The sequence below is a fragment of the Streptomyces sp. NRRL S-87 genome (assembly GCF_000719335.1).
Lineage (GTDB): Bacteria > Actinomycetota > Actinomycetes > Streptomycetales > Streptomycetaceae > Streptomyces.
Map to the genome: position 1 here is coordinate 47,137 of NZ_JOGB01000015.1, position 23,680 is coordinate 70,816.

20 protein-coding genes are annotated in these 23,680 nt (G+C 74.6%); 10 read left to right on the forward strand and 10 right to left on the reverse strand.

Annotated elements, in window-relative coordinates; genetic code table 11:
* Positions 1 to 759 (forward strand): M15 family metallopeptidase, encoded by a 759-nt coding sequence (locus IF43_RS0111895; protein WP_030198101.1) that lies wholly within the window; start codon positions 1 to 3, stop codon positions 757 to 759.
* A 124-nt stretch (positions 760 to 883) separates the two neighbouring features.
* On the opposite strand, the gene IF43_RS0111900 is transcribed toward IF43_RS0111895, so the two are convergent.
* The 3 genes from IF43_RS0111900 to IF43_RS0111910 all read right to left on the reverse strand — a co-directional run bounded on the left by IF43_RS0111900 (position 884) and on the right by IF43_RS0111910 (position 3,566).
* A complete protein-coding gene (locus IF43_RS0111900; RefSeq protein ID WP_030198104.1) occupies positions 884 to 2,131 on the reverse strand; it encodes a hypothetical protein in 1,248 nt (415 codons plus the stop codon).
* 300 nt (positions 2,132 to 2,431) lie between these two features.
* Entirely contained in the window at positions 2,432 to 2,674 is a 243-nt protein-coding gene (locus IF43_RS0111905) for a protealysin inhibitor emfourin (RefSeq protein WP_030198106.1), read from the reverse strand.
* 250 nt (positions 2,675 to 2,924) lie between these two features.
* Positions 2,925 to 3,566 carry a TetR/AcrR family transcriptional regulator gene (locus IF43_RS0111910; RefSeq protein ID WP_078910088.1) on the reverse strand — a complete coding sequence of 214 codons (642 nt, stop codon included), beginning with the start codon at positions 3,564 to 3,566 and terminating at the stop codon, positions 2,925 to 2,927.
* Between the two features lie 215 nt (positions 3,567 to 3,781).
* Between IF43_RS0111910 and IF43_RS0111915 the strand changes: the two genes are divergently transcribed.
* The 3 genes from IF43_RS0111915 (at position 3,782) to IF43_RS0111925 (ending at position 6,554) form a co-directional block, all read left to right on the forward strand.
* Complete coding sequence (locus IF43_RS0111915) at positions 3,782 to 4,717, forward strand: NADP-dependent oxidoreductase (RefSeq protein ID WP_030198111.1); 936 nt, start codon at positions 3,782 to 3,784, stop codon at positions 4,715 to 4,717.
* A gap of 387 nt (positions 4,718 to 5,104) precedes the next feature.
* Positions 5,105 to 5,419 (forward strand): hypothetical protein, encoded by a 315-nt coding sequence (locus tag IF43_RS0111920; protein ID WP_030198114.1) that lies wholly within the window; start codon positions 5,105 to 5,107, stop codon positions 5,417 to 5,419.
* 55 nt (positions 5,420 to 5,474) lie between these two features.
* The gene (locus IF43_RS0111925; RefSeq protein ID WP_030198117.1) at positions 5,475 to 6,554 is read left to right on the forward strand and encodes a M14 family metallopeptidase; all 1,080 of its coding nucleotides are present in this window, start codon (positions 5,475 to 5,477) and stop codon (positions 6,552 to 6,554) included.
* On the opposite strand, the gene IF43_RS0111930 is transcribed toward IF43_RS0111925, so the two are convergent.
* From IF43_RS0111930 to IF43_RS0111950, 5 genes are all read right to left on the reverse strand, one after another.
* A complete protein-coding gene (locus tag IF43_RS0111930) occupies positions 6,532 to 7,500 on the reverse strand; it encodes an MFS transporter (protein ID WP_030198130.1) in 969 nt (322 codons plus the stop codon). The two genes, IF43_RS0111925 and IF43_RS0111930, sit on opposite strands and share 23 nt — an antisense overlap.
* A gap of 160 nt (positions 7,501 to 7,660) precedes the next feature.
* Positions 7,661 to 8,623: an NADP-dependent oxidoreductase gene (locus tag IF43_RS0111935; protein WP_037888185.1), complete on the reverse strand. Its 963-nt coding sequence runs from the start codon at positions 8,621 to 8,623 to the stop codon at positions 7,661 to 7,663.
* Between the two features lie 74 nt (positions 8,624 to 8,697).
* Entirely contained in the window at positions 8,698 to 10,323 is a 1,626-nt protein-coding gene (locus IF43_RS0111940) for an alpha/beta hydrolase (RefSeq protein WP_030198140.1), read from the reverse strand.
* Between the two features lie 16 nt (positions 10,324 to 10,339).
* Complete coding sequence (locus IF43_RS0111945; protein ID WP_234332114.1) at positions 10,340 to 11,929, reverse strand: alpha/beta hydrolase; 1,590 nt, start codon at positions 11,927 to 11,929, stop codon at positions 10,340 to 10,342.
* A gap of 214 nt (positions 11,930 to 12,143) precedes the next feature.
* Entirely contained in the window at positions 12,144 to 13,490 is a 1,347-nt protein-coding gene (locus IF43_RS0111950; protein ID WP_078910090.1) for an MFS transporter, read from the reverse strand.
* A gap of 121 nt (positions 13,491 to 13,611) precedes the next feature.
* On the opposite strand from IF43_RS0111950, the gene IF43_RS0111955 reads away from it, so the two are divergent.
* The 6 genes from IF43_RS0111955 (at position 13,612) to IF43_RS0111980 (ending at position 19,693) form a co-directional block, all read left to right on the forward strand.
* Entirely contained in the window at positions 13,612 to 13,971 is a 360-nt protein-coding gene (locus tag IF43_RS0111955; protein WP_030198150.1) for a helix-turn-helix transcriptional regulator, read from the forward strand.
* Positions 13,972 to 14,194: 223 nt separating this feature from the next.
* Positions 14,195 to 14,398, forward strand: coding sequence for an NAD(P)-binding domain-containing protein (locus IF43_RS0111960; protein WP_030198153.1), 204 nt, complete (start codon positions 14,195 to 14,197; stop codon positions 14,396 to 14,398).
* An 11-nt stretch (positions 14,399 to 14,409) separates the two neighbouring features.
* Positions 14,410 to 15,894 carry a glucose-6-phosphate dehydrogenase gene (gene zwf / locus IF43_RS0111965; RefSeq protein WP_030198155.1) on the forward strand — a complete coding sequence of 495 codons (1,485 nt, stop codon included), beginning with the start codon at positions 14,410 to 14,412 and terminating at the stop codon, positions 15,892 to 15,894.
* A gap of 4 nt (positions 15,895 to 15,898) precedes the next feature.
* Positions 15,899 to 16,642 carry a beta-phosphoglucomutase family hydrolase gene (locus IF43_RS0111970; protein ID WP_030198158.1) on the forward strand — a complete coding sequence of 248 codons (744 nt, stop codon included), beginning with the start codon at positions 15,899 to 15,901 and terminating at the stop codon, positions 16,640 to 16,642.
* The gene (locus IF43_RS0111975) at positions 16,639 to 19,059 is read left to right on the forward strand and encodes a glycoside hydrolase family 65 protein (RefSeq protein WP_030198163.1); all 2,421 of its coding nucleotides are present in this window, start codon (positions 16,639 to 16,641) and stop codon (positions 19,057 to 19,059) included. Before IF43_RS0111970 ends, IF43_RS0111975 begins: the two co-directional genes overlap by 4 nt.
* Positions 19,060 to 19,183: 124 nt before the next feature.
* Entirely contained in the window at positions 19,184 to 19,693 is a 510-nt protein-coding gene (locus tag IF43_RS0111980; RefSeq protein ID WP_030198166.1) for an SRPBCC family protein, read from the forward strand.
* 140 nt (positions 19,694 to 19,833) lie between these two features.
* Here the strand turns inward: IF43_RS0111980 and IF43_RS0111985 are convergent, their stop codons facing one another.
* Together IF43_RS0111985 and IF43_RS0111990 are read right to left on the reverse strand one after the other, a co-directional pair.
* On the reverse strand, positions 19,834 to 21,144 hold the full coding sequence (locus tag IF43_RS0111985) for an AarF/ABC1/UbiB kinase family protein (protein ID WP_030198169.1): 1,311 nt from the start codon (positions 21,142 to 21,144) through the stop codon (positions 19,834 to 19,836).
* Between the two features lie 44 nt (positions 21,145 to 21,188).
* A complete protein-coding gene (locus IF43_RS0111990) occupies positions 21,189 to 23,564 on the reverse strand; it encodes an anthranilate synthase component I (RefSeq protein ID WP_063753316.1) in 2,376 nt (791 codons plus the stop codon).
* Between the last annotated feature and the right edge of the window lie 116 nt (positions 23,565 to 23,680).

A 23,680-nucleotide genomic window follows, 5' to 3' on the forward strand; every position in this document is an offset into this window, starting at 1 on the left:
GTGTCCGGGCGGGCCGCCGTCGCGCTGCTGGCGGCGTTGTGCGCCGCCGGGGCCCCGTACGCCCCTGAGCGGTACGCCCCCGTGGCGTACACGTCGGTGTCGTACGCCCCGGTGGCGGCCGCACCGACGGCGCTGACGGCGCCGGGGTCGCACACCGGGCCGGCCGCCGGGGCCTTCGACCCCCGGCGACCGCGGTTCGTCGCCCGGGTGTCGCCCGTGCCGCCGGACCGGCTCGGCCGGTCCCACGGGACGGACTGCCCGGTCCCGCCGGGGGAGCTGAGGCTCGTCCGCCTGACCCACTGGGGCTTCGACGGCACGGTGCACACGGGCGAGCTCGTCGTGCACGAGCGGGCGGTGGACCCCGTGCTGCACGTGTTCGCCAAGGCGTTCGAGGCGCGGTTCCCCATCCGGAAGATGCGCGTGACGGCCGCCTACGGCGGCGACGACGCGGCCGCGATGGCGGACGACAACACCTCGGCGTACAACTGCCGCGCCGTGACGGGTCACCCCGGGCTGCGCTCGCAGCACTCGTACGGCGACGCGATCGACGTCAACCCGGCCGAGAACCCGTACGTGGACCGCAGCGGCACCGTCCACCCGCCCGGCGCGACCGGCTACCTCGCCCGGCGCGACCGCGGGCGCCCCGGCGTCATCCTGCCGGGCGGCGCCCTGGCCACCGCCTTCGCGGAGGTCGGGTGGCAGTGGGGCGGCCGTTGGAGCCTCCCGGACTACCAGCACTTCTCCGCCAACGGGCGCTGAGCGGCGAAGCCGGTCGTTCAACAGCTCCTCGCGCAGGTGGCCCAGCGTGCGGGCGAGCAGGCGCGACACGCGCATCTGCGAGAGCCCGATCTCTTCGCCGAACTGCGCCTGCGTCGGGCGGCGGCTAGCGTTTTGCGTCCCTGAGGAGTTCGTCGAGGGTGCGTTCGGCGTAGCGGCTGCTGGTCGTCATGCCGTAGGGCTCCTGTTCCGCGTCGTCGAGGACCTCCTCGCCTTCCGGGTCCTTGGACACGGACACTTCCAGGTAGGGGGAGGTGTCACCCTTTGCGAAGTCGCTGCCCTCGTGCCACTTCGGGATGACCCACCACGCGGCCGCATGGTCCGCGGCGTGCGTGAGGTTCAGCATCTCGCTGCTGTGATAGACCCTCGAGTGGTACCGGTAGACCTCGTCCCCCGGTTCCGCCAGCCAACCAGGCGCGTCCCACTGGTGCTCCTGCCCGGCGGACCCCGTGTCCCACGACGCCTCGTAGCTCTGCGCGTAATTGTTGCCGAGCTTGCCCCGGTCCGCTCTGACGAACGATGCTTTGGCGTAGATCCGGACGCGGCCGAGTCCGGACCGCACCGGCACGTCCACCACGGTGTCCTCCGAAAGGTCGTCACCGGGATCGAGGCGCGAACCCGGATCCACGAAGTTCCCGGCGCCGAGCATGCGCGAGGGCCCGTAGCTCACGTGCCTCAGCGTGGCTCCCCACTGCCACATGTCGCGCTTCCAGTCCGCCATCTTGTTGCCGCCCGGGTTGAGCGTGACGGGGTAGCCCTTCACCGTCCACAGGGTGCCGACCACGTAGATGCGCACCGATCCGGCATTGCGGAACTCGACGTGGGCCGGCACGTGGAGGACGGATCCGTCGGCGCTCGCCGTCGGCTTGCCGAACGACACCCCGAACGGAATGTCCACCGGGGTCGAGTAGGGCACGTACATCTGCGAGTAGCCGACACCGGCCGCTCCGACGACGCCCGTCACCACAACGCTCAGAGCAATGCTCCTGGGGTGGGGGATCGAGGCCCACACCGCCTGCCGGGTCAGGACCCACAGCGCCCAGGCGACCCACGACAGCAGGCCGACCCAGAGCCACAGGAACGGCGTGTACGTGCGCCCCTCGATCTGCGTGATCAAGAACATCAGATCGGAGACGAGCACGGTGCCGACGCCGACGAGCACGACCGCGCCCGAGTACCGCACGGCCCGCCTGCCCCAGAAGTCGCACGCTGCGACGACCGCGGCCAGCTCCACGAGCGCAGCCACGATGAACGAGGCGCCCACCACCCGACCGCCGTAGGCGAGGGCGTTGAACGCGTCCGTGGTACCCACGTGGAAGAGCACCGCGGCCGACGCGAGCAACCCCGACGCCATCAGGACTCCGGTCGCTCGTCTGAGCCACGGCCGCATCGGCGCCCGGGGCCGGGTCGCAACAGGGAGGGGCATCGCGCGCACGCTCCCAGCGTGGCGGCGGCCGGTCGGGCCGCTGCGCAACGACACACGACCCCGTGCCGACTTCCCGTCCAGCTCGGCCTCGGACGCCTCGCATGCCTCGCACGCCTCGGGCCAGAACCCCCGGAGGGGTCCTGGCCTGTGTCGGACGACGACCGGAACGTCGAGCGTGCTCGTCCCGGGCGGCGGTGTGCGCGGACCCGACGGGTCCTCGCGGCCTGATCAGGCCGCTTCGTCCATGAGGGCGCGGATCAGCTTCCGCTGGTCCTCGGAGAGGTAGGGGTCCTGGAGGTCGATCACCTGGTCGTCCACGGTGATCCGGTAGTGGAAGCCGTCGGGGGTCGGTGCGACGGCCCGGTGCGCCAGCTCCTCCCAGCGTTCCGCGTCGCGTCGTCCCCGGGTGTCGATCTCCCGGGCCTTCTCGACCCCCGCGAGGCCCCCGGAACGGGTCACAGTGATCAGCATGGGCTTTGCCTCCCTGGTCCGGTGTGCCGCCGCGGGCGCCCCCCCATCGGCCGCCCGCGGCGGTGGCGGCGCGGTGCCGCCACCGCCGCGGCTGCCCCGGAATCCCGCCCCGGCCCCGCTCTCGCGGCCCATGCGCCCGGATCCGTCCGAAAACGGTGCTTCCGTGGCCGACGCCCAACGCCAGACGCCCAACGCCTCACCCCCGACGCCCGCTTGACGGCGGGTCAGCTCATCCGTCACCCGGACGGGGCTACGGCGCCGTCGGGGCCATGGCGGTGCGGTCGGAGGCCGTCGCGGCGGGGGCCGCCGACCCGGCCGCCAGGAGGGCGAAGGCGGAGTCCAGGCAGGAGGCGGCGCGCCCGGGGTCGGGGTCGACCTTGCGCATGATCTGGAGGCCCTGGACCAGGTTGAGCAGGAGCTGGGCGCCCTGTCGGGGGGTGACGGCGGGGGCGAGTTCCCCCTCGCGGGCGGCCCGCTCCAGCTGGGCGGTGAACGCCTCCTCGGCGTACTGGAGGTTGCGCCGGGCGAGCTTGGCCACCTCCTCGTCGTGGGGCAGCAGCTCGGCGATGCTGTTGACGCTGAAGCACCCCGCGTTGCCCGAGGCGGCGTCGGCGGCCAGCAGCCGGCCCAGGACGTCCCGCAGCCGGGGGAGCACCGGTGCCGCGTCGTCGAGCGCGGTGTCGAGCAGCCGGGTCTGGTGGTCCAGGTAGCGGCCGAGCGCCCGGATGAACAGCTGGTGCTTGTCCCCGAACGCCGCGTAGATCGATCCACGGCCCAGCCCCAGCTCCGCCACGAGGTCACTCAGCGCGGTCGCCTCGTAGCCCTTGCGCCAGAACAGGACCATCGCCCGGTCCAGGATCGCTTCTTCGTCGAACGTACGCGGTCTCGCCATGCACCCCACGGTAGCGAAGGTCGGCGGCCGCGGCGCACATATTTGACCGCTCGTTCCAGAATGGGCTACGTTATGGAACGAGCGGTCCGGAATTCTCCACGGGGAGCCGGGCCCCGACCTCCGTCCCCGTCACCACCCCACCCGCCCCGAGCGCACGGCCAAGGCCGCCGGCACGGCCGCGCAGGCCCGGCACAGACCCGATCAAGGAGTTCCCCATGAAGGCAGCAGTCATCAACCAGTACGGCCAGGTCCGCGACGTCGTGCGGGTCACCGAGGTGCCCGTCCCCGCGGTCGGCCCCCAGGACGTGCTCATCGAGGTCCGTGCGGCCGGCGTCAATCCCGTGGACCACCTGATCGTCAAGGGCTTCCTCAGCGCGGGTGAGCCGACCGGGGACGTGGTCATCGGCAACGAGGTCGCCGGCGTGGTGACCGAGGTCGGCGGCGAGGTCACCCGCTTCGCGGTGGGCGACGAGGTCTTCTCCCGCGTCGACCCCCGCGTGGGCGGCGCCTTCGCCGAGTACGTGGCCGTGGACCAGTCCCTGGTCGCGGCCAAGCCGTCCGCCCTGACGTTCGAGGAGGCCGCCTCGCTGCCCCTGGTCGCGCTCACCGCCCTGCAGGCCCTCACCGAGCACGCCGACGTACGGGCCGGGAGCCGCGTGCTGATCCACGGCGCCGCCGGCGGCGTGGGCTCCGCCGCCGTCCAGATCGCCAAGCAGCTCGGCGCCGAGGTGGTGGCCACCGCGAGCGCGGGCAGCGTGGAACTGGTCCGCGAGCTCGGGGCCGACCGGGTGATCGACTACCGGGCCGAGAAGTTCGACGAGGTCGTCTCCGACGTCGACGTCGTCCTGGACACCATCGGCGGCGAGACCCAGGAGCGGTCGTTCGGCGTCCTCAGGACCGGCGGCACCCTCGTGTCGATCGTCCCCATCGCGGACGCCGAGGCCAGGAAGGCGCGGTGGAACGTCGAGGCCCGCAGCTTCTTCATGCACCCGCACGGCGGGCAGCTGGCCCACCTGGCCGGCCTGGTGGAGTCCGGGCGGCTCCGGCCGATCGTCGAAACGGTCTACTCCCTCGACGAGGCCGCCGAGGCCCTGCAGAAGGTGGAGCGCGGCGGCGCCCGCGGCAAGACCGTCATCGGTGTCCGCGCCTGACGGCACCGCACCTCACCCCGCTCACCGAGGCCGCCGATCGCCCCCCGACCGGCGGCCTCGCCTCGACCCGCGCACGCGCAGCCCACGGGGGGTCAACCGCCCCCGATCGCCCGCCCCTTCGGGCCGTGGTCCACGCCGCCCGGAACGGCCACCTTTCGTAAGTCCCGGGCGCCCTTGACGCCGTCCACGGCCGGAGCGCACGCTGAAGGAACGAGGTACACATCGGGCATGTCCCTTACGCCAGCGCGTCCGTGCACGCCGTCGAGCGTGCCCCGTCCGCGGCAGCCGGCGCCGCTCCCGGCCCGGCCCCGATGTCGACCCCGCACCCCGAAGCCGGCCCGGCCCCGCGCGTGCGCGGGAGCCCGGCGGCGCCCGAGGGAGGCCCCCATGTCAAGCGAGTACACGACGTTGCGCGTCCGGGTCACCACCCGGGACCCCGACACCCTGCGCGCCCTCCTGCGCGAAACCCGCCCCGACGTCGGCGGCCGGGTCAGCCAGGCCGAGGACGGCAGTTGCACCTTCGACGCCTACGTCGGCCCCCAGGAGGCCGAGGCCCTCGAACGGGACGGCGTGACCGTCACGGTCGTCGAGGACGCCACGGCTGTCGGCCGGGCCCGACAGGCCGAGGTCGGCGAGGGCGACCGCTTCGCCGACGAGGACGCGGTCCCGCAGGGATTCGCCCTCAAGGTGGAGGACGCCTGAAGACAGACCCGAAGCACACCTGAACGACACGGAGGAGACGTCCGGGAGGAACGCCATGTCGTACCTGAACATCGTCGAGGTCGAGTCCGGTGTGGCCTCCCTGGCCGCCGCCTTCCCGACGACCACCGACCTCGTCCCACTGCCCGAGCCCTCCGCCGAGGGCCGCGCCTGCAACGCCCTGCGGATCGGCACCCACCGCCTCGAGCCGAAGAACGCCGTCGTCCTCACCGGCGGTCTGCACGCCCGCGAATGGGGCAGCTGCGAGATCCTCGTGAACCTCGCCGCCGACCTGCTGCACGCGCACGCCGGCGGCACCGGTCTGGCGTACGGCGGCACCCACTTCACCGCCGCCCAGGTGCGCACCGTCCTCGAGGAACTCGACGTCGTGGTCTTCCCCCTCGTCAACCCCGACGGGCGGCACCACAGCCAGAACGTGGACCCGAACTGGCGGCGCAACCGCAACCCGGCGATGTCCGGCGGGAACCCGGCCGCGATCGGCGTCGACGTCAACCGCAACTTCGACTTCCTCTTCGACTTCGAGACCGCCTTCCACCCCCTCGCACCGGTCCGCGTCTCGAACGACCCGGCCGACCCCAACCAGGTCTACCAGGGCCCGGAACCCTTCTCGGAGCCGGAGACGCGCAACGTCCGCTGGCTGGTGCAGCACTTCGACCGCACCCGTTGGTACGTCGACGTGCACAGCTACACCCAGACCATGCTCTACGTCTGGGGCGACGACGACAGCCAGTCCGACGACCCCACCAGGAACTTCCGCAACCACGCGTTCGACGGCAGGCGCGGGCTCAAGGACGACCTGCTCTACGCCGAGTACCTCCCGAAGGTGGACGCCGACGACTCCGCCGTGCTGGCCGAGCAGTTCTGCAGGGCGCTGGGCGGCGTACGGGGCAAGGTCTACACGCCCAAGCCCGCCTTCGACCTCTACCCGACCTGCGGCACGAGCGACGACTACACGTACGCCCGCCACATCGTGGAGGAGGGCGGGGAGCGGATCCTGGCCTTCACCGTCGAATGGGGGACGGAGTTCCAGCCGCTGTGGCCGGAGATGCAGAAGATCGTCCTCGACGTCGACGCCGGACTCGTCCAGTTCTGCCTCACCGCCCTCGGCGCCGACTGACCCCGGCCCGTCCCGGAAGCAGGGCGACGGCCAGGACGCAGGTGGCGACGACGAAGCCCGCCGGGGCGGCCGCGACGGTGACGACGCCGGCCTCGTCGGCGGCCTCGGCGTTGGCCGCCAGGACGACGGCACCCGCCGTCGCCAGGCCGACGGCCCCGCCCAACTGCCGGAGCGTCTGCCGCAGGACGGACGCGTCGGCCCGCTTGTGATCGGGGACCGCGCGCATCAGCTCGGCGCTCAGGGCCGGGACCGGCAGCCCCATCCCGAATCCCGCGAGGACCATCCCGGGGACCTGCCAGGGGTACGCGCGCGAGGGCAGGGCCGCCGTCCAGAGCGCCGCGCCGAGCACGGCGGCGACCAGACCGGCCAGGACGGGCACCCGGATCGACCCGGACCGCTCCAGCAGGTGCCCCGACAGGAGGGTGCCCGTCGCCATGGCCGTCACCAGGGGCAGCAGGCAGACGCCGGTGGCCAGCACCGACAGGTGCACGACCTGCCGCAGGAACAGCGTGCCGTGCACCAGCACGATCAGCTGGGGCGCCTGCACCATGAACGTCAGCCCGACCGCGACGGCGTACGGGCGGTTCCCCAACAGCCGCAGGTCGACGAGCGGGTGCCGGGACCGCAGGACGAGGCGCACCGCCACGGCGAGCGTCACGACGCCCGTCGCGAGCACGGCGAAGGTCCGCGGATCGGTGGGGCCCACCTCGCCGCACGCGTACAGCGGCGCGAGTCCGCACAGCCCCGAGGCGAGGGCGAACGCCGCGGTCCCGAACCGGAACGTGCGCAGGAGGCCGTACCGGCGGGCGGCCATGCCGCCGACCGGGGCGAACGCCGCCAGTGCCAGGATGTAGACGAGCACCACCGCGTGCATCTCGAAGGCGGTGAGACCCAGGCTGCGCGCCATCGGACCGAGCGCGACCGCGACGACGGTCTGGTCCAGCATCACCATCCCCCCGGCGCAGGCCATCGCCGCGACGACGACGCGCCTGCGGGGCGGGGGAGGTGCCTGGGGAGAGGGCGGGTGCGGACGTGACACCCCCTCCCAACGAGCCGGGCGCCCGAACGCAATGGCCCCGACCGCCCGGCGCCCGGGCGGGCGGTGGTCAGCCGGTCGTGACGACGAGCTTGCCGCGCACGTGCCCGGTGGTGGCGGCGGTGTGGGCCTCGGGCATCGCGCTCAGGGGGTAGGTGGTGGTCCGGGGGAGGCGGAGGGTGCCGGCGGTGACGAGCCCGGCCAGCTCGGCCATGTCCTGGTCGGTGGCCCGGTAGCCGAAGTTGACGGCACGTACGCCGCGGGCGGCGAGGGCCTCGGGATCGGCGGCGAAGACGGTGGTGGCCAGCCGGCCCCCGTCGCGGACCAGCGGGGCGATCCGCCCCATGAGGACCTCACGGTCGTCGGCGAGGTCGAGGACGGCGTCGACCCCCCGCGGGTGCGCGGCGCGGACGGCGTCGGCGACGTCGGTGGTGCGGTGGTCGATGACCTCGGCCGCCCCGAGGGAGCGGGCGTAGTCGTGGTCCTCGCCGGCGGCGACCGCGATCACACGGGTGCCGCGGGCGGCGGCCAGTTGGACGGCGTACGAGCCGACGCCGCCGGTGGCACCGACCACCAGCAGCGTCCCGCCCTCCGCCGGGTCCAGCCAGTCGATCAGGCGCAGGGCGGTGCCCCCGGTCATGGGCAGCGCGGCCGCGGCGACCGGGTCCAGGTCCGACGGCCGTACGCCGAGCGCGGCCGTCTCCGGCGACGCGGTCATGTACTCGGCGTACGAGCCGTGCGGGTTGCTGGCCGGGGCCGTCGGCAGCCGCATCCCGAAGACCTCCTGCCCCACGTCGAAGGCCGCGCCGTCGCCGACGGCACTGACGCGGCCCGCGAAGTCGAAGCCGAGGGTCTGCGGGAAGGGGAACGTGACGCCGGGGGGTGCGAAGGCCCCGGCGGCCACCTTCCAGTCGATCGGGTTCACCGAGGCCGCCCGGACCTCGATCTGCACCTCGCCGGGCCCCGGTTCGGGCACCGGAAGGTCCTTGAGCTGCGGGGTCTGCCCGAAGGAGTCGATCGCGAAGGCGCGCATGGGTGCCTCCACCTTTCTCTGGGGTGACGGGAGGGCCGGGGACCCGGCGGCGGGGGGAAGGGGGTGGGACCTACCTACGGCGCGATCTCGAACGCCGGCGGTCGGAGGCCGGCCAGGCAGGACGTGTCCGGCGCGGTCGGGCGGTCGAAGAACGAGTTGGTGATCGTCTGCGCGCACGTCGAGTCGGCGAAGACCACGTGGGCGACGTACGGGACGGTGACGGCGGTGGACCGGCTGAGCGTCCGGGCGACGTACGCCCCGTTGCTCGGCGCGGTCTGGGCGTCGAACCCGCCGGACAGGGCGAGGGTCGGGATGTCGCTGCGGGTCACGTCGCGGACGGAGCGCGGCAGGGCGGGGACGTCCCAGGCCCGGCAGTCGTCGTGCAGCCAGGCGAGCTGGGGGGCGTTGGCCAGCATCGAGCGGGGGAACGTGGGGAAGGCGCGCCGTCCGCCCCGGATGATGTCGGCCCGGCTCTCGTAGGGGGTCCACTGGCTGCAGAAGATGCCGTACACCAGTCCGTGGGAGGTCCTGCCGATGGCCTGGGGGCTGTACTTCCCGCCCGCGAGCTGCTCGGCGATCCGCTGCGGGTTGCCGTGGGCCAGTTCGTCGATGGAGCGGGGCACGCCGGCCGCCACGTGGGTGGCCGAGGTGAGCCAGCCGACCAGGTTCGCCCCGTCGATCACGACCCGCACCGGTTGCGGGTGGACGGGGACCGTGACGGTGGTGGTGATCGGGTGGGCCTCCAGCTCACTGACGAGGCGCAGGAAGGTGTTTTTGAGGTCCGGGTAGCGGGTGTTGCAGGCGGGCTGCTCCTCGCAGGCCTTGAACAGGCCGTCGAAGCCTTCCCGCGCGGCCTTCCAGGTCACCGCCCCGCCGGCCAGGGACGGCGGCAGGACGCCGTCGATGCCGACCGAGCGGATGCCCTTCGGGTGCAGGCGCATGTAGTTGAGCGCCAGGTGGGTGCCGTAGGAGATGCCGAAGACGTTCCACTTCTTGAGGCCCAGCGTCCTGCGCAGGGCGTCGTAGTCGGCCGAGCTCTCGACGTCGTTGTAGGCGCTGCGGTCCGCCCCCCGGCTCTCCACGCGGTCGCGGCAGACGCGGGTCGCCTCGACGTGCAGGCGCCCGGTGGACGGCGCGTTGGAGACCAGGCCGAGGGCGCGGGCGTTGAACTCGTCGATGTTCGGGCAGGTGAGTTCGGGGTCGGCCGAGTAGGTCCCCCGCTGGGACATGAAGACGACGTCGCGGTCGCGGTTCAGGTGGCCGGCCAGCGCCATCGGGATCTCGGAGACCGCGTCGTCGCCGGGTCCGCCGGCGAGCCACACGATCGGGTCGGGTGCCGGCGTGCCGGACTCGGCGGGCATGATCGCGACAGCGAGGGTGATCGTGCGCCCCGGGTGGCCCTCGTGGCCCTCGTGGCCCTTGGAGCCCTTGGCTCGGGAACGCTTCTCGGGGACGGTGAGCGTGCCGCAGCGGGCGCGCTCCAGGTCGGGGATCGGGTCCGCCGTGCGGGGGCAGGGGCCCGGTTCGTAGTGGGCGTCGCCCACCGTGCGGGCGACCGTGCCGATCGGGGCTCCGGAGCCGGAGTCGGCGCGCGCGGGCATCGCGGCGAGGCCGGCGACGAGGGCGCCGGCGGTGGCTCCGGCCAGCGCGGCCGGGAGCCGTCGTGCGGGGCGCCGACGGGGCGTCGGGCGAGGGGGCATCGTGCGTCCTCCGAGGTCAGGGAATGATGGTGAACGGCTTGGGAACGACACCCGCCACGCAGCCGGTGTCGGGCGAGGTCGGCCGCTTCAGGAAGGAGCGCAGGACCGACGCGGCGCAGGGCTCCTGGGGCACCACCCAGTGGGTGATCCCGGGAACCACCACGGCGGTCGAGCGGGGCAGCGTACGGCCCGTGAACGGACCCCAGCTCGCGCCGGTCTTCGCGTCGAAGGTCCCGGAGACGATGAGCGTGGGCACCTTGCTGCGGGTGGCCACCCGCTGCACCGCGGTGCGGTCCGGGACGTTCCAGGCGCGGCACAGGTCGTACTCGAAGGGCAACTGCGGTGCGTGGGCCAGGACCGAGTCCGGCCAGCCGGGGAAGGCCCGGCGGCCCGCCTCGAGCACGTCGCGCTCCGTGAAGCCCGGTGCCCACTCGGCGCAGGCCACCGAGTGCGTCAGCCCGTGGGCGAACTCGCCGATGGCGGGCGTCGCCCCGGCGGCCTGGGCCCGCGCGAGGCGCTCCGGATTGCCGCCGGCGAGTTCGTGGAGCGCCGCGGGAACGTCGGCGGACGGCACCAGCTGACCGTTGGCGACCAGCAGGTTCACCAGGGTTCCCCCGTCGAGGACGACCTTCACGGGGGTTCCGCCACCGGGCGGCGGCACGGTCAGCGTCAGCGGGTTCGCCTCCAGCCGCCGCACCTGCTCCGTGAGCGTGCGCGAGAGGTGCGGGTAGCGGGCGTTGCAGGCGGGTCGGGCCTCACATGCGGCGAAGATCGCGTTGATCCCCTCCTGGGCGCTGTCCCAGGCCCACGGCAGGCTCACGATCTGCGGCGGGACGACCGAGTCGATCGCCAGCGAGCGGATCCCCTGGGGGTGCCGGCGCAGGTAGGTGAGGCCGAGGTCGGTGCCGTAGGAGTAGCCGTAGACGTTCCACTTCCTGATGCCCAGGGCCTTGCGCAGGGCGGCGAAGTCCGCCGCGTTCTCCGTGGTGTTGTAGGAAGGGAGGTCGGCTCCCTCGGCGGTCAGGCGGTCCCGGCACTCCTTCGCCGCGCGCACCAGCCCCGCCCCGGTGGAGGGCGCGTCGTAGGGCAGGCCCACGGCGGTCGCGTTGAACCGGTCGATCTCCGGGCAGGCGAGGTTCGGCTGCGAGTGGAGGCCGCCGCGCTGGGTCATGACGATCAGGTCGCGGTCCGCGTTGACGCCCGAGGCGATGAGGAAGGGGATGGCCCCGATCGCGTCGCCGCCCGGACCTCCCTCCATGAACACCACCGGGTCCGGGGCCGGTGAGGCCGATTCCGCGGGGATGATCGCGACGGTCAGCCGGATGGTCCGACTGCCGTGGCGGGCGCGGTTCTCCGGGACCTCGAGGAATCCGCACCGCCCGGGGATCGGATCCGGCACGTCCGGGCACGGACCGGGTACGAACCGGGCCCCGGCTCCTGACGGGGACTCGGGGGCGGGCGGCGACGCGGCGCTGGTCGGGGTCGGGGCGATCGCGCCGAGCAGCGCCAGGCCGGCCGTGGCGAGCGCCGCCGCGGTGCGCGGGCGCGCGACGCGCCGCGGTGCGCACCGGTGGCGCGCTCGCGTGGGCCCGGCGGGCCCGAACACGGACCGTCGCCTCCCTTCGGGTCCGAAGCCTTGCTCTGCCATGTGACCCCATCTCTCGGGTGCCTTCGGCCCGCCCGGCCGGGACGGCAGCGGGCGTCCGCGCCCGCCTGCCCCCGGATGGCGGGCGGACACGACCGTCAGCCTGGGGCCGCAGGGGGCCGGCCACCACTCGTGGGCGCCACACGGAGCAGGGCGCTGTCACCCCGACAGGGCGTCACCTCGTGCGGGCGGGTCCCGAGGTCAGCGGGGCGTGCCGGATCCCGCGGGTGGCGGTCGCCGCGGGATCCGGAAGGAGACCGGTGGTGCGGTCGGCGTCGCGGGCGGGCCACAGCAGGACCGCGGCCACGGCCGCCGCCAGGCCGATCAGCCCGAGGGCCACGACGGCGGCGAGCAGTCCGGCCCGGGCCCCCACCCAGCCGGCCAGCGGGTACGTGACCAGCCAGGCGGCGTGGGAGAGGGAGAACTGGGCCGCGAACACCGGCGTGAGCTCCGCCGGCCGCACCGAGCGCCGCACGAGCCGGCCCGTCGGGGTCAGGACCATCGAGGTGCCGGCACCGAAGGCCGCCCACGCGACCAGCAGCGCGGGCCACCGCCAGCCGCCGCCGGAGGCGGCCGTGACCGCACCGGCGGCGGCGAACACGACCGTCAGCGAGAGGGCGCCGCGCAGCATGACCGTACGGTCGGCCACCGTCTCCAGGACCCGCGGCAGCAGCAGGGCCACCAGCATGGACCCGGCCCCGTAGGCGCCCAGGGCGAAGGCCACGTCGCCGGTGGACCGGCCGAGGTGGTCGCGGACGTAGACGACCGTGTTGACCGTGACCAGGGCGCCGGCCGCGGCCACGGCCAGGTTCAGCAGCAGCAGGGCGCGCAGCCGCGGGACGCGGAGCAGCACGCGTCCGCCCTCCGTGGCCCTGGCGTACACGCCGCGGGCCCGGGACGGCCGCGCCGCCGCGGCCGGCTCCCCGACCGGGGCGGGGGCGGGGGCGGGGGCCGGCCGGGGCAGGACGGCGGAGACGACCAGCGCGGCGGAGGCGAGGAACCCGCCCACGGTGCCGAGGAACAGCCGGTCGTAGCTCGTGAAGGCCAGCAGTGCGGCGGCCAGTGCCGGGCTGAAGAGGCTCTCCAGGTCGTAGGCGAGCCGGGACAGCGACAGCGCCCGGGTGTACTCCCGCTCCTCCGGCAGCACCTCCGGGACGACGGCCTGGAAGGTCGGGGTGAAGACCGCCGAGGCCGCCTGGAGGGCGAAGACCAGCACGTACACCTGCCAGACCTGGCCGACGAGCGGCAGCGCCAGCGCCACCGCGGCCCGGACCAGGTCGGAGCCCACCAGCAGCGCCCGGCGCGGGATCCGGGGGGCGACCGCGCCGACCACCGGGGCGATGGCGACGTACGCCACCATCTTGATCGCCAGGGCGGTGCCCAGGACGGACCCGGACCGGGCACCGGCGAGGTCGTACGCGAGCAGGCCCAGCGCGACGGTCGCCAGCCCCGTGCCGACGAGGGCGATCACCTGGGCGGCGAACAGGTGGCGGTAGGTGCGGTCGTGCAGCACGGAGAGCATCGGGCGCCCTTTCGGACGGAGGAGCTGACCCCTCCATCCTAAGCTCATGTGCGCATCTGCGCACATGTGTGACCCGTGGGGCTCCGGCCGGGGCCCGCCGCGGCCGACATACCCTGTTCGCATGCCCGCGAGCGAACCGATCCCAGCAGCAGACACCGCGCACGTGCGCGCCCCGGACGACGCGCGCCTCGCCGAGGCCGCCTCGGTGTTCGCGCTGCTGTCGGACGCCACGCGGCTGCACCTCCTGTGGCTGCTCGCCCAGGGCGAGTCGGACGTCGGCTCGCTCACCGAGAAGTGCTCCGCCTCCCGGACCGCGGTCAGCCAGCACCTGGCGAAGCTGCGCCTGGCGGGGCTGGTGGAGACCCGGCGCGACGGCCGGCACGTGTTCTACCGCCTCGGTGACGGGCACCTGCGCCGGCTGGTCGTCGAGGCGCTCAGCCACGCCGACCACCGGGTGACCGGGGAGGCCCCGCACGACTGACCCGCCGGCCGCCCCCGCCCCCCGGCGGCCTCTCGACCGCCCCCGGCCGCGCCTACACCGCCCCCGGCCGCGCCTCGACCGCCCCCGGGCGCGTCCCGGCCGTTCCCCGATGGCCCCACCGCCGCCCGTTCCCGGGTGCCGGATCCACCGTGTGCGTGCACAGTGGGTGGAGGTGGGGTGACCGGAGCGCTGCCGTTCAGGCGGCCGGGAAGGGGAGACGGCGATGGCCTCTGACGCCCCGATGCAGCTCGGCCTGGTCGGACTCGGCCGGAGGGGCGCCCCCCTCGCACCCCGTCTGATGCGGGACGGGCACCGACTGGCCGTCAACGACGTCCCGCCCGACGCCGTCCGGGCCCTGGCGCAGGAAGCGGTGACGCCCGCCGAGTGCGGCGACCACGCCGAGAAGCAGCCCGGAACGGACCGGTGAGGACGCCCGCCATGGACCGCTCCGACGCGCCCTCCGCGACCGGCACGCCCCCCGCGGCCCGCCCCGACGACCACGTCGTCGTCCTGTTCGGCGCCACCGGCGACCTGGCCCGCCGCAAGCTGCTGCCGGGCCTCTTCCACCTCGCCAAGGCCGGACTGATGCCCCGGCGCTTCCGCATCGTGGGCACCACCCCCGCGTCCGCGGCGCTGGGCGACGACGAGTTCCGCGCGCACGCGCGCCAGGCGGTGGCCGAGTTCGGGCGGACCCCGCCCGAGGGCCCCGCCTGGCAGGAGTTCGAGGCCGCGCTGTCCTTCGGCGCGGCCGACCCGGACGCGCCGGAACCACTGGTGGCGGCGGTGCGCGCGGCCGAGCAGGCCGTCGGCGGCACGCCGCGCCGGCTGTTCCACCTCGCCGTCCCGCCCGTCGCGTTCACCTCCGTCATCGACCTCCTCGGCGCCACCGGCCTCGCGCGGGACGCCCGCGTCATCGTCGAGAAGCCGTTCGGCACCGACCTGGCGTCCGCGCGTGCGCTCAACGCCACCATCCACGCCGTCTTCGACGAGTCCCGGGTGTTCCGCATCGACCACTTCCTCGGCAAGGAGGCGGTCGACAACATCCTCGCCCTGCGGTTCGCCAACGGGCTCTTCGAGCCCGTCTGGAACCGCGAGCACATCAGCCACGTGCAGATCGACGTGCCCGAGAAGATCGACATCCAGGGTCGGGCCCAGTTCTTCGAGGGCACCGGGACCTTCCGCGACATGGTCGTCACCCACCTCTTCCAACTGCTCGGGTTCGTCGCCATGGAGCCGCCGGTCGCCCTGGAGGCGCGGGCGCTGCGCGACGAGCAGGTCAAGGTGTTCCGGAGCATGCGGCCCCTCGACCCGGCGGACGCCGTCCGGGGCCAGTACGCCGGCTACCGCGACGAGCCCGGGGTCGATCCCGCCTCCGACACCGAGACCTTCGTCGCCCTGCGCGTCGCCGTCGACAACTGGCGCTGGGCCGGGGTCCCGTTCCACCTGCGCACCGGCAAGGCCCTGGCCGAGGGCCGGCACCAGGTCACCATCGGCCTGCGCGAGCCCGTCCTGCGCATGTTCCCCCTCGACGCACGGACCGCGGCAGGCGGCCGCGGCAACGCGCTGGTCATCGACTTCGCCGACCCGGGCAGCCTCACCACCCGCCTCCTCGTCAAGGAGCCCGGCGCCGACATGCGGCTGGCGGAAGCGGAGATGGTCTTCGGCTACGACACCTCCTTCACCTCCGAGCACTCCCTGGAGGGGTACGAGCACCTCATCCTGGAGGCCATGCTCGGCAACCAGTCCCTCTTCACCCGCTCGGACGGCATCGAGCGGCTGTGGGAGCTGTCGGCCCCGCTGCTCGACGCGCCGCCGCCGGTCCGCCCGTACGCCCCCGGGAGCTGGGGCCCCGACGCCATCGACGCGCTCGTGGCACCCCACCGGTGGTACCTCCCCGACCGGCACCGAGACGAAGGGCCCTGACGGCATGCTGGGACTCCCGGACCACGTGACCACCTGCCTGTTCGACCTCGACGGCGTGCTCACCCGGACCGCGAAGGTCCACGCGGCCGCCTGGAAGCAGATGTTCGACGACTACCTGCGGGAGCAGGCCGGCCGCGACGGGTCGGCGTTCGTCCCGTTCGACGCGGTCCGCGACTACGACGAGTACGTGGACGGGCGCCCCCGCGAGGACGGCGTGCGCACCTTCCTCGCCTCCCGGGGCATCACGCTGCCCGAGGGGACGCGCGACGACGACGCCGCGCGGGAGACGGTCAACGGGCTGGGCACCCGCAAGAACGCCCTGGTGCTGCGCATGATCCGGGAGGAGGGCGTGGAGGCCTACGAGGGCTCCGTGGCGTTCGTGCGCGCCGTCCGGGACGCCGGCCTGCACCGGGCCGTCGTCTCCTCCAGCGCCAACTGCCGCGACGTACTGGTCTCGGCCGGCATCGAGGACCTCTTCGAGCAGCGGGTCGACGGCGTGACCGTCGCCGAGCAGGGACTCGCCGGCAAACCCGCCCCCGACAGCTACCTGGCCGCCGCCCGCCTGTTCGGCACCGACCCCCGCCACGCCGCCGTGTTCGAGGACGCCCTGGCCGGGGTGGCCGCGGGCCGGGCGGGCGGCTTCGGCTTCGTGGTCGGCGTGGACCGGGCGGGACAGGCGGCCGCGCTGCGCGAGCACGGCGCCGACGTCGTGGTCACCGACCTCTCCGAACTCCTGGACCGCCGATGATCCCGCACCCGTCCTTCGCCACCGAGCCGTGGCAGCTGCGCGAGACCGAGCTCGACCTCGACGTCCTCGCGCAGAGCGAGTCCGTGTTCGCCCTGTCCAACGGCCACCTCGGCTGGCGCGGCAACCTCGACGAGGGCGAACCCCACGGCCTGCCGGGCAGCTACCTCAACGGCGTCCACGAGACGCACCCGCTGCCCTACGCCGAGGCGGGCTACGGCTATCCCGAGTCCGGCCAGACGGCCATCAACGTCACCGACGGCAAGGTCGTCCGGCTGCTCGTCGACGACCACCCGTTCGACCTGCGCTACGGCCGGCTGCACTCCCACGAGCGCGTCCTGGACTTCCGCACCGGCATCCTGAGCCGGACCGCGCAGTGGACCACGCCCTCCGGCCGCACCGTACGGCTGACCACGCAGCGGCTGGTGTCCCTGGCGCAGCGCGCCGTCGCCGCGATCGCGTACACGGTCGAGGCCGTCGACGGCCCGGCCACCGTCGCCGTGCAGTCCGAGCTGGTCGCCAACGAGCAACTGCCCACGGCCTCCGACGACCCCCGGGTGGCCGCCGTCATCGACCGCCCGCTGCGCCCCGAGGAGCACCACGCCCACGGCACCCGGCTGCGGCTGGTCCACTGCACCGGCGCGACGGGCCAGCGGGTCGCGGTGGCCGCCGACCACCTCCTGGACGGCCCCGAGGGCACCACGTACGCGGCGGAGAGCGAACCCGACGTGGCCCGCCTGACCGTCACCGCCGAGCTCGCGCCCGGGCAGCGGCTCTCGCTGGTGAAGTTCGTCAGCCACGGCTGGTCCGCCCAGCGGTCCCTGCCCGCGCTGCGCGACCAGGTGGAGGGCGCGCTCGCGGCGGCCCGCAGCACCGGCTGGGAGGGGTTGTGCGCGGCGCAGCGGACCTGCCTGGACGACTTCTGGGCCGACGCCGACGTCGAGGTGGAGGGCGACGACGAGGTCCAGCAGGCCGTCCGGTTCGCCCTCTTCCACCTCTTCCAGGCCGCGGCCCGTGCCGAGGAGCGCGCCCTCCCCGCCAAGGGGCTCACCGGCACCGGCTACGACGGCCACGCCTTCTGGGACACCGAGTCGTTCGTGCTGCCCGTCCTCACCCACACCGCGCCGCACACGGTCGGCCCGGTCCTGCGCTGGCGGCACTCCACCCTGCCCGGCGCCCTGGAGCGGGCCCGCCAACTGGGCCTGCGGGGCGCCGCGTTCCCCTGGCGCACGATCAGCGGCGCCGAGTGCTCCGCGTACTGGCCGGCCGGCACCGTCGCCTTCCACGTCAACGCCGACATCGCCGCGGCGGCCGAACGGTACGTCGCCGCCACCGGCGACCAGGAGTTCCACCGGGGCCCCGGGCTCGACCTGCTGGTGCACACCGCCCGGCTGTGGCGCTCGCTCGGCCACTTCGACTCCGGGGGCGTCTTCCACATCGACGGCGTGACCGGCCCGGACGAGTACAGCGCGGTCGCACGCGACAACCTGTACACCAACGTCATGGCCCGCAAGAACCTCCTCGCCGCGGCCGACGCGGTGGCGCGCCACCCGGAGCGGGCCGCGGAGCTCGACGCCGGTCCGGCGGAGGCCGAGGACTGGCGGCGCACGGCCGCCGCCGTCGCCGTTCCGTACAGCCCCAGGCTGCAGGTGCACGAACAGGCGGCCGGCTTCACCGACCAGGAGGTCTGGGACTTCGACGGCACCGCGGAGGAGCAGTACCCGCTGCTGCTCCACTTCCCGTACTTCGACCTCTACCGCAAGCAGGTGGTCAAGCAGGCCGACCTGGTGCTGGCCATGCTCACCTGCCCGGAGGCGTTCACCCCCGAGGAGAAGGGGCGCAACTTCGCCTACTACGAGCCGCTGACCGTCCGGGACTCCTCCCTCTCCGCCTGCTGCCAGGCGGTGCTGGCCGCCGAGACGGGGCATCTCGGGCTGGCCTGGGCGTACACGCGCGAGGCGGCGCTGATGGACCTGGACGACCTGGAGCACAACACCCGCGACGGCCTGCACATGGCCTCGCTCGCCGGCACCTGGATCGCCCTCGTCCAGGGCACGGGCGGGCTGCGCCTGCACTACGGCCTCCCGACGGGACCCGACACGGGGTCCGACAGCACCGCGGCCGACGCGGGCGCGTCCGAGGCCGACGGCGGGACGGGGACGCCCGTGCACTGCGCCCCGCGGCTGCCGTCCGCCCTGACCCGGCTGGCCTTCACCATCCGCGTCCGCAACCGCCGGCTCCGGCTGGAGATCGACCGGACCTCGGCCCGGTACGCCCTCCTGGAGGGACCGCCGCTGCAGGTGGCCCACCACGGCGAGACCGTGTGGCTCACCACGGACGCGGTGGCCGACCTGCCCGTCCCGCCGTTGGCCGAGGCGCCCGCGCCGCGCCAGCCCAGGGGTCGTGCGCCCCGGACCTGAGGCCGCCCGCGTCCGCGTCCGGCCGGGCGCGGCGGTCCCCGGACGCGCCACCGGCACGTATTACCGGCGGGTAGTCACCGGGGTGGCGAGGCAGTAGCCTCGGCGGGTCGAGAAGGGAAGGCCCATGCCCCGTACGTTCACGGTCTCCGACGGGATCGTCATCCACGCCCTCCCCGGTGAGGTCTACCGCCGCATCTCCGACCCCGCGCGGATGGGCGAGTGGAGCCCGGAGAACCTCGGCGCCACCGTGCACGGGGACCGCGGGGCCCGGGCCGGGTCGGTCTTCGACGGGAGGAACAAGCGCGGACCGCTGCGCTGGACCACGCGGTGCACCGTCACGGCCGCCGAACAGGACCGGCTGTTCCGGTTCCGGGTCCACGCCTTCGGCCTCCGGCAGCCGCGCATTCCGGTGGCCCTGGCCACCTGGGAGTACCGCCTGGAGGCCGTCCCCGAGGGGACCCGGGTGACCGAGACCTGGACCGACGACCGCCGCGCGTGGCCGTACCCCGTCGTGCAGGTTTTCGACCGCGTCGCGACGCGCGGGCGCACGTTCGCCGAGTTCCAGCGGTGGAACATCCGGACGACCCTCCACAACCTCAAGGCGGCGCTGGAGCGTCCCGCCGACCCGTCCTGACCCGGCCGGGTGAGGGCACCCTTCATCACCGGGTCGTCGTCAACACCTCCCGCCGGCCCCCGCCCTGAAGCCGGCGCTCTCGAGGGCGGCGAAGTAGTGCCACAGCGCCGGGGAGTCCGGAGGACAGCCCGGATCGCCCGCTACGCCGGGTCCGGAGCGTCCGCGCCGTCCGGGAGCCAGCGCAGGAGCTCCTCGCGGAACGGCAGGGTGCAGTCCAGCTGGGCCAGGACCGCGACCGCGCTGCCCACGACGCGGTTGACCAGCACGTACGAGGGCGGCAGGTTCAGACTGCGCAGCAGCGCCGTCCGGTGGGCGCCGGCGGCGTTCGCCACCTGCGCGCGCAGCCACTCCCGGCTGAAGCGGTGCCGTTCCGCGCGGGCCGGCTCGGCGATCGGCGTCAGGAACGCCCTGAGCGCGTCCTCCTCCAGCCGTGCGTCGGGCCGCAGGAAGCCCTCCTGCACGAGCACGGCTCGGGCGCCCTCCCAGTCCTCGGCCAGCGCGAGCCGCACCAGCCGGCCCATGGCGGGCGGGAACCCGTCCGGCAGCTCCTTGACCGCGCCGAAGTCGACGGCGCCCAGCCTCCCGTCCGGCAGCAGCCGGAAGTTGCCGGGGTGCACGTCCGCGTGCAGGTAGCCGGCCCGGCTCGGCCCCGACAGCAGGAACCGTACGTACGCCAGCCCGGCGGCGTCGCGTTCGGCCGGGCTGCCGTCCCGGACCACCCGCGAGAGCGGGGTGCCGTCCAGCCACTCGGTCACCAGGACCCGCTCCGTGGCGGCCACCACGTCCGGCACCACCACCTCGCCACCGCCCCGGTAGGCCTCCGCGAAGGCCCGCTGCGCCACCGCCTCCCGTCGGTAGTCCAGCTCCTCGGCCACCCGCTCGCGCAGTTCGTCGAGCATGGGCTGGACGTCGAGCCCCGGCGCGATGACGGAGCAGAGCTTGACGGCCCGCCCGAGACGGGCGTAGTCGCCGAGCAGGGCCTCACCCGCACCCGGGTACTGGATCTTCACGGCGACGGGCCGGCCGTCGCCCCAGATGGCCCGGTGGACCTGGCCGATCGAGGCGGCCGCCGCCGGCTCGTCCTCGAAGGACTGGAAGGCCGTGCGCCAGTCGGGGCCCAGCTCGGCGGCCAGCACCCGGTGGACCTGCTCGGCGGGCAGGGCCGGCGCGGCCTCCTGCAGCAGCGTGAGCGCCGCCCGGTACGGGCCCATCGCCTCGGCCGGCAGCGCGGCCTCGAACACCGACAGCATCTGGCCGAACTTCATGGCGCCGCCCTTGAGCTCGCCGAGCACCCGGAAGAGGTGCCGGCTCGTGCGCCGCTGGAGCTCCTCCGTCAGCAGCTCCGCCGGCTGACCGGCCAGCAGCTTGCCGGCCCGGACCGCGGACCGGCCGGCGAAGCCCAGCGGCAGCGCCGCCAGGCGCGCGCCCCGCGCCAGGGCGGACAGCGGCACCGTCCGCCCGGGACGCGGCGAACGGAGGGGAGGGGGAGGCGGGGTCATCGGGCACTCCGGATCAGCGAAGGGTACGGGTGGTGGGCGGCGGCGGTGGCCGGGCTCCCGGCCCGGTCCGCCCCCGCCCGGTCCGCCAGGGGCAGTTCGGCCAGGGGCCGGTCCGCCAGGGGCGGGACCGCACCGGGTCGGGCCAGGGCGGCGACGGCGTTGGCGATGATCCGCTCGCCCGCCCCGCCGGCCATCGACATGAGCGACTCCGGATGGAACTGGACGGCGGCGAGGGGGAGTTCGCGGTGCTCCACGGCCATCACCACACCGTCGTCCGTGGCGGCCGTGACCCGCAGCCCGGCCGGCACCTGCTCGGGCCGGACGTACAGCGAGTGGTAGCGGCCCACCGCCAGCCGGGACGGCAGCCCGGCGAACAGCGCCCCGGCGTCGGGCGCCACGGTGATCGTCGACGGCTTGCCGTGCACCGGCCGCTCCAGGGTGCCCAGACGCCCACCGAAGTACTCGACCAGCCCCTGCAGGCCCAGGCACACCCCGAACACCGGCAGTTCCCGCTCCCGCGCGGCGTCCAGCAGCGCGGCCATGCCGAAGTCGGCCGGGCGCCCGGGCCCGGGGGACAGCACGAGCAGGTCCGGGCGCAGCTCGTCGAGCAGGGCGGGCGGGAACCCGGCCCGGTAGGTGGTGACCTCGGCCCCGGTCCGGCGCAGGAAGTCGGCGAGCGTGTGCACGAACGAGTCCTGGTGGTCCACCAGCAGGACCCGCGCGGGCCGCCCGCGCGCGACACCGGCGGCCGCACCGTCCGCGGACCGGCCGCCCACCGCGCTGCCCGGGGACTCGTCCGCCGTGCCGTCCGCCCCGGCGCCGCCCCCTGCCCCGGCCGGCTCCAGCACCTCCAGCAGCGCCTTCGCCTTCAGCCGCGTCTCGCGCTCCTCCGCCTCCGGATCGGAGTCGTACAGCAGGGTGGCGCCGGCGCGCACGGAGGCGACGCCGTCCCGGTAGTGGACGGTGCGCAGGGTCAGCGCCGTCTCCAGGCCCCCGTCGAAGCCGATCCGGCCCACCGCGCCGCCGTACCAGCGCCGCGGGCTGCGCTCGTGGCGCTCGACGAAGGCGATCGCCGCCCGCTTCGGCGCCCCGGTGACCGTGACGGCCCACATGTGGGAGACGAACGCGTCCAGCGCGTCACGGTCCGGCCGCAGCCGCCCCCGCACGTGGTCCACGGTGTGGATGAGGGTGGCGTACAGCTCGATGTGGCGGCGCGCCAGCACCTCCACGGTGCCGGGCAGGCAGACCCGCGCCTTGTCGTTGCGGTCCACGTCGGTGCACATCGTCAGCTCGGACTCCTCCTTGGCCGAGCCGAGCAGCTCCCGCACCCGCTGCGCGTCCTCCAGGGCGTCCGCGCCGCGGGCCACGGTCCCGCTGATCGGGCAGGACTCGACCGTCCCGGCCGCGGCGTCCACCCGTACGAACATCTCCGGGGAGGCGCCCACCAGGTGCTCTCCCTCGGCGAGGTTCATCAGCAGCCCGTACGGGGCCGGGTTGCGGGCGCGCAGCCGCCGGAAGGCCGCCACCGGCGGGGTGTCGGCCCGGCGGTGGAAGACCTGCCCGGGAACGGCCTCGAACAGGTCGCCGGCGCGGAAGCGCTCCTGCGCCCGCCGCACCAGCGCGGCGTAGGCCCCCGGTTCGTGGTCGCCCGCGGCGGGCGGGTCGGCGGGCGGGGCGGCCTCGGCCGGCGGGTTCGTACGGGGCAGGCAGTGGCTGGACCGGCCCCGGTACTCGAACTCGTAGCGGTGCAGCGTCCCCGCCCCGGTGTGCGGGTCCCGCTCCAGCACCGTGTCGGGCAGGTGCAGGACGACCGTGCGCTCGCGCGGGTCCCGCTCCTGGTGCCGGGGCACCGGGTCGAAGTCGAGGGCCAGGTCGTAGCCGAAGGCCCCGTACAGTCCCCACACCGGATCCTGCGGGCTGGCCAGCGCGGCCACGACCGCGCGCAGCGCCGCGAACAGCGAGGCCCGCCGGGTGCGGTCCTCCTCGGGCGCGCCGGCGGCCGGGGCGTCCCGGTCAGGATCGGGCAGGTCGGCGACCAGGTGGTGGGCGCCCTGCCGCTCGACCGGGAACAGCGGCTGCAGCGCGTCGCCGAGGGCGTCGAGCAGGATCAGGCCGCGGTCGTTGAGGGCGGCCAGCTCCAGGCGGCCGGCGCGCAGGGTGAGTTCCAGCGGCGGGTCGGCATGGCCGAGGTCGTACGGGCGATAGCGGCCCGGCTGCTCGGTGCGGCCGGAGAGCAGCAGGCCGCGGCGGCGCCCGAGCCGCGATTCCAGGTCGGCCAGCGCCTCCTGGGCGTGGCGCGGGTCCAGAGGTTGGGAAGTGCGGGTGACGCGGAGCCCGCCGGGGGTCGGCCACGAGTGCACGGACAGGGTCATGGGAGCGACGGTCCTTGGGAGAGAACGGAAGGGAACGGAAGGGAAGGGAACGGAAGGGAAGGGAACGGAAGGGGAGGGAAGGGAACGGAAGGGGAGGGAAGGGAGCGGGAGGGGAT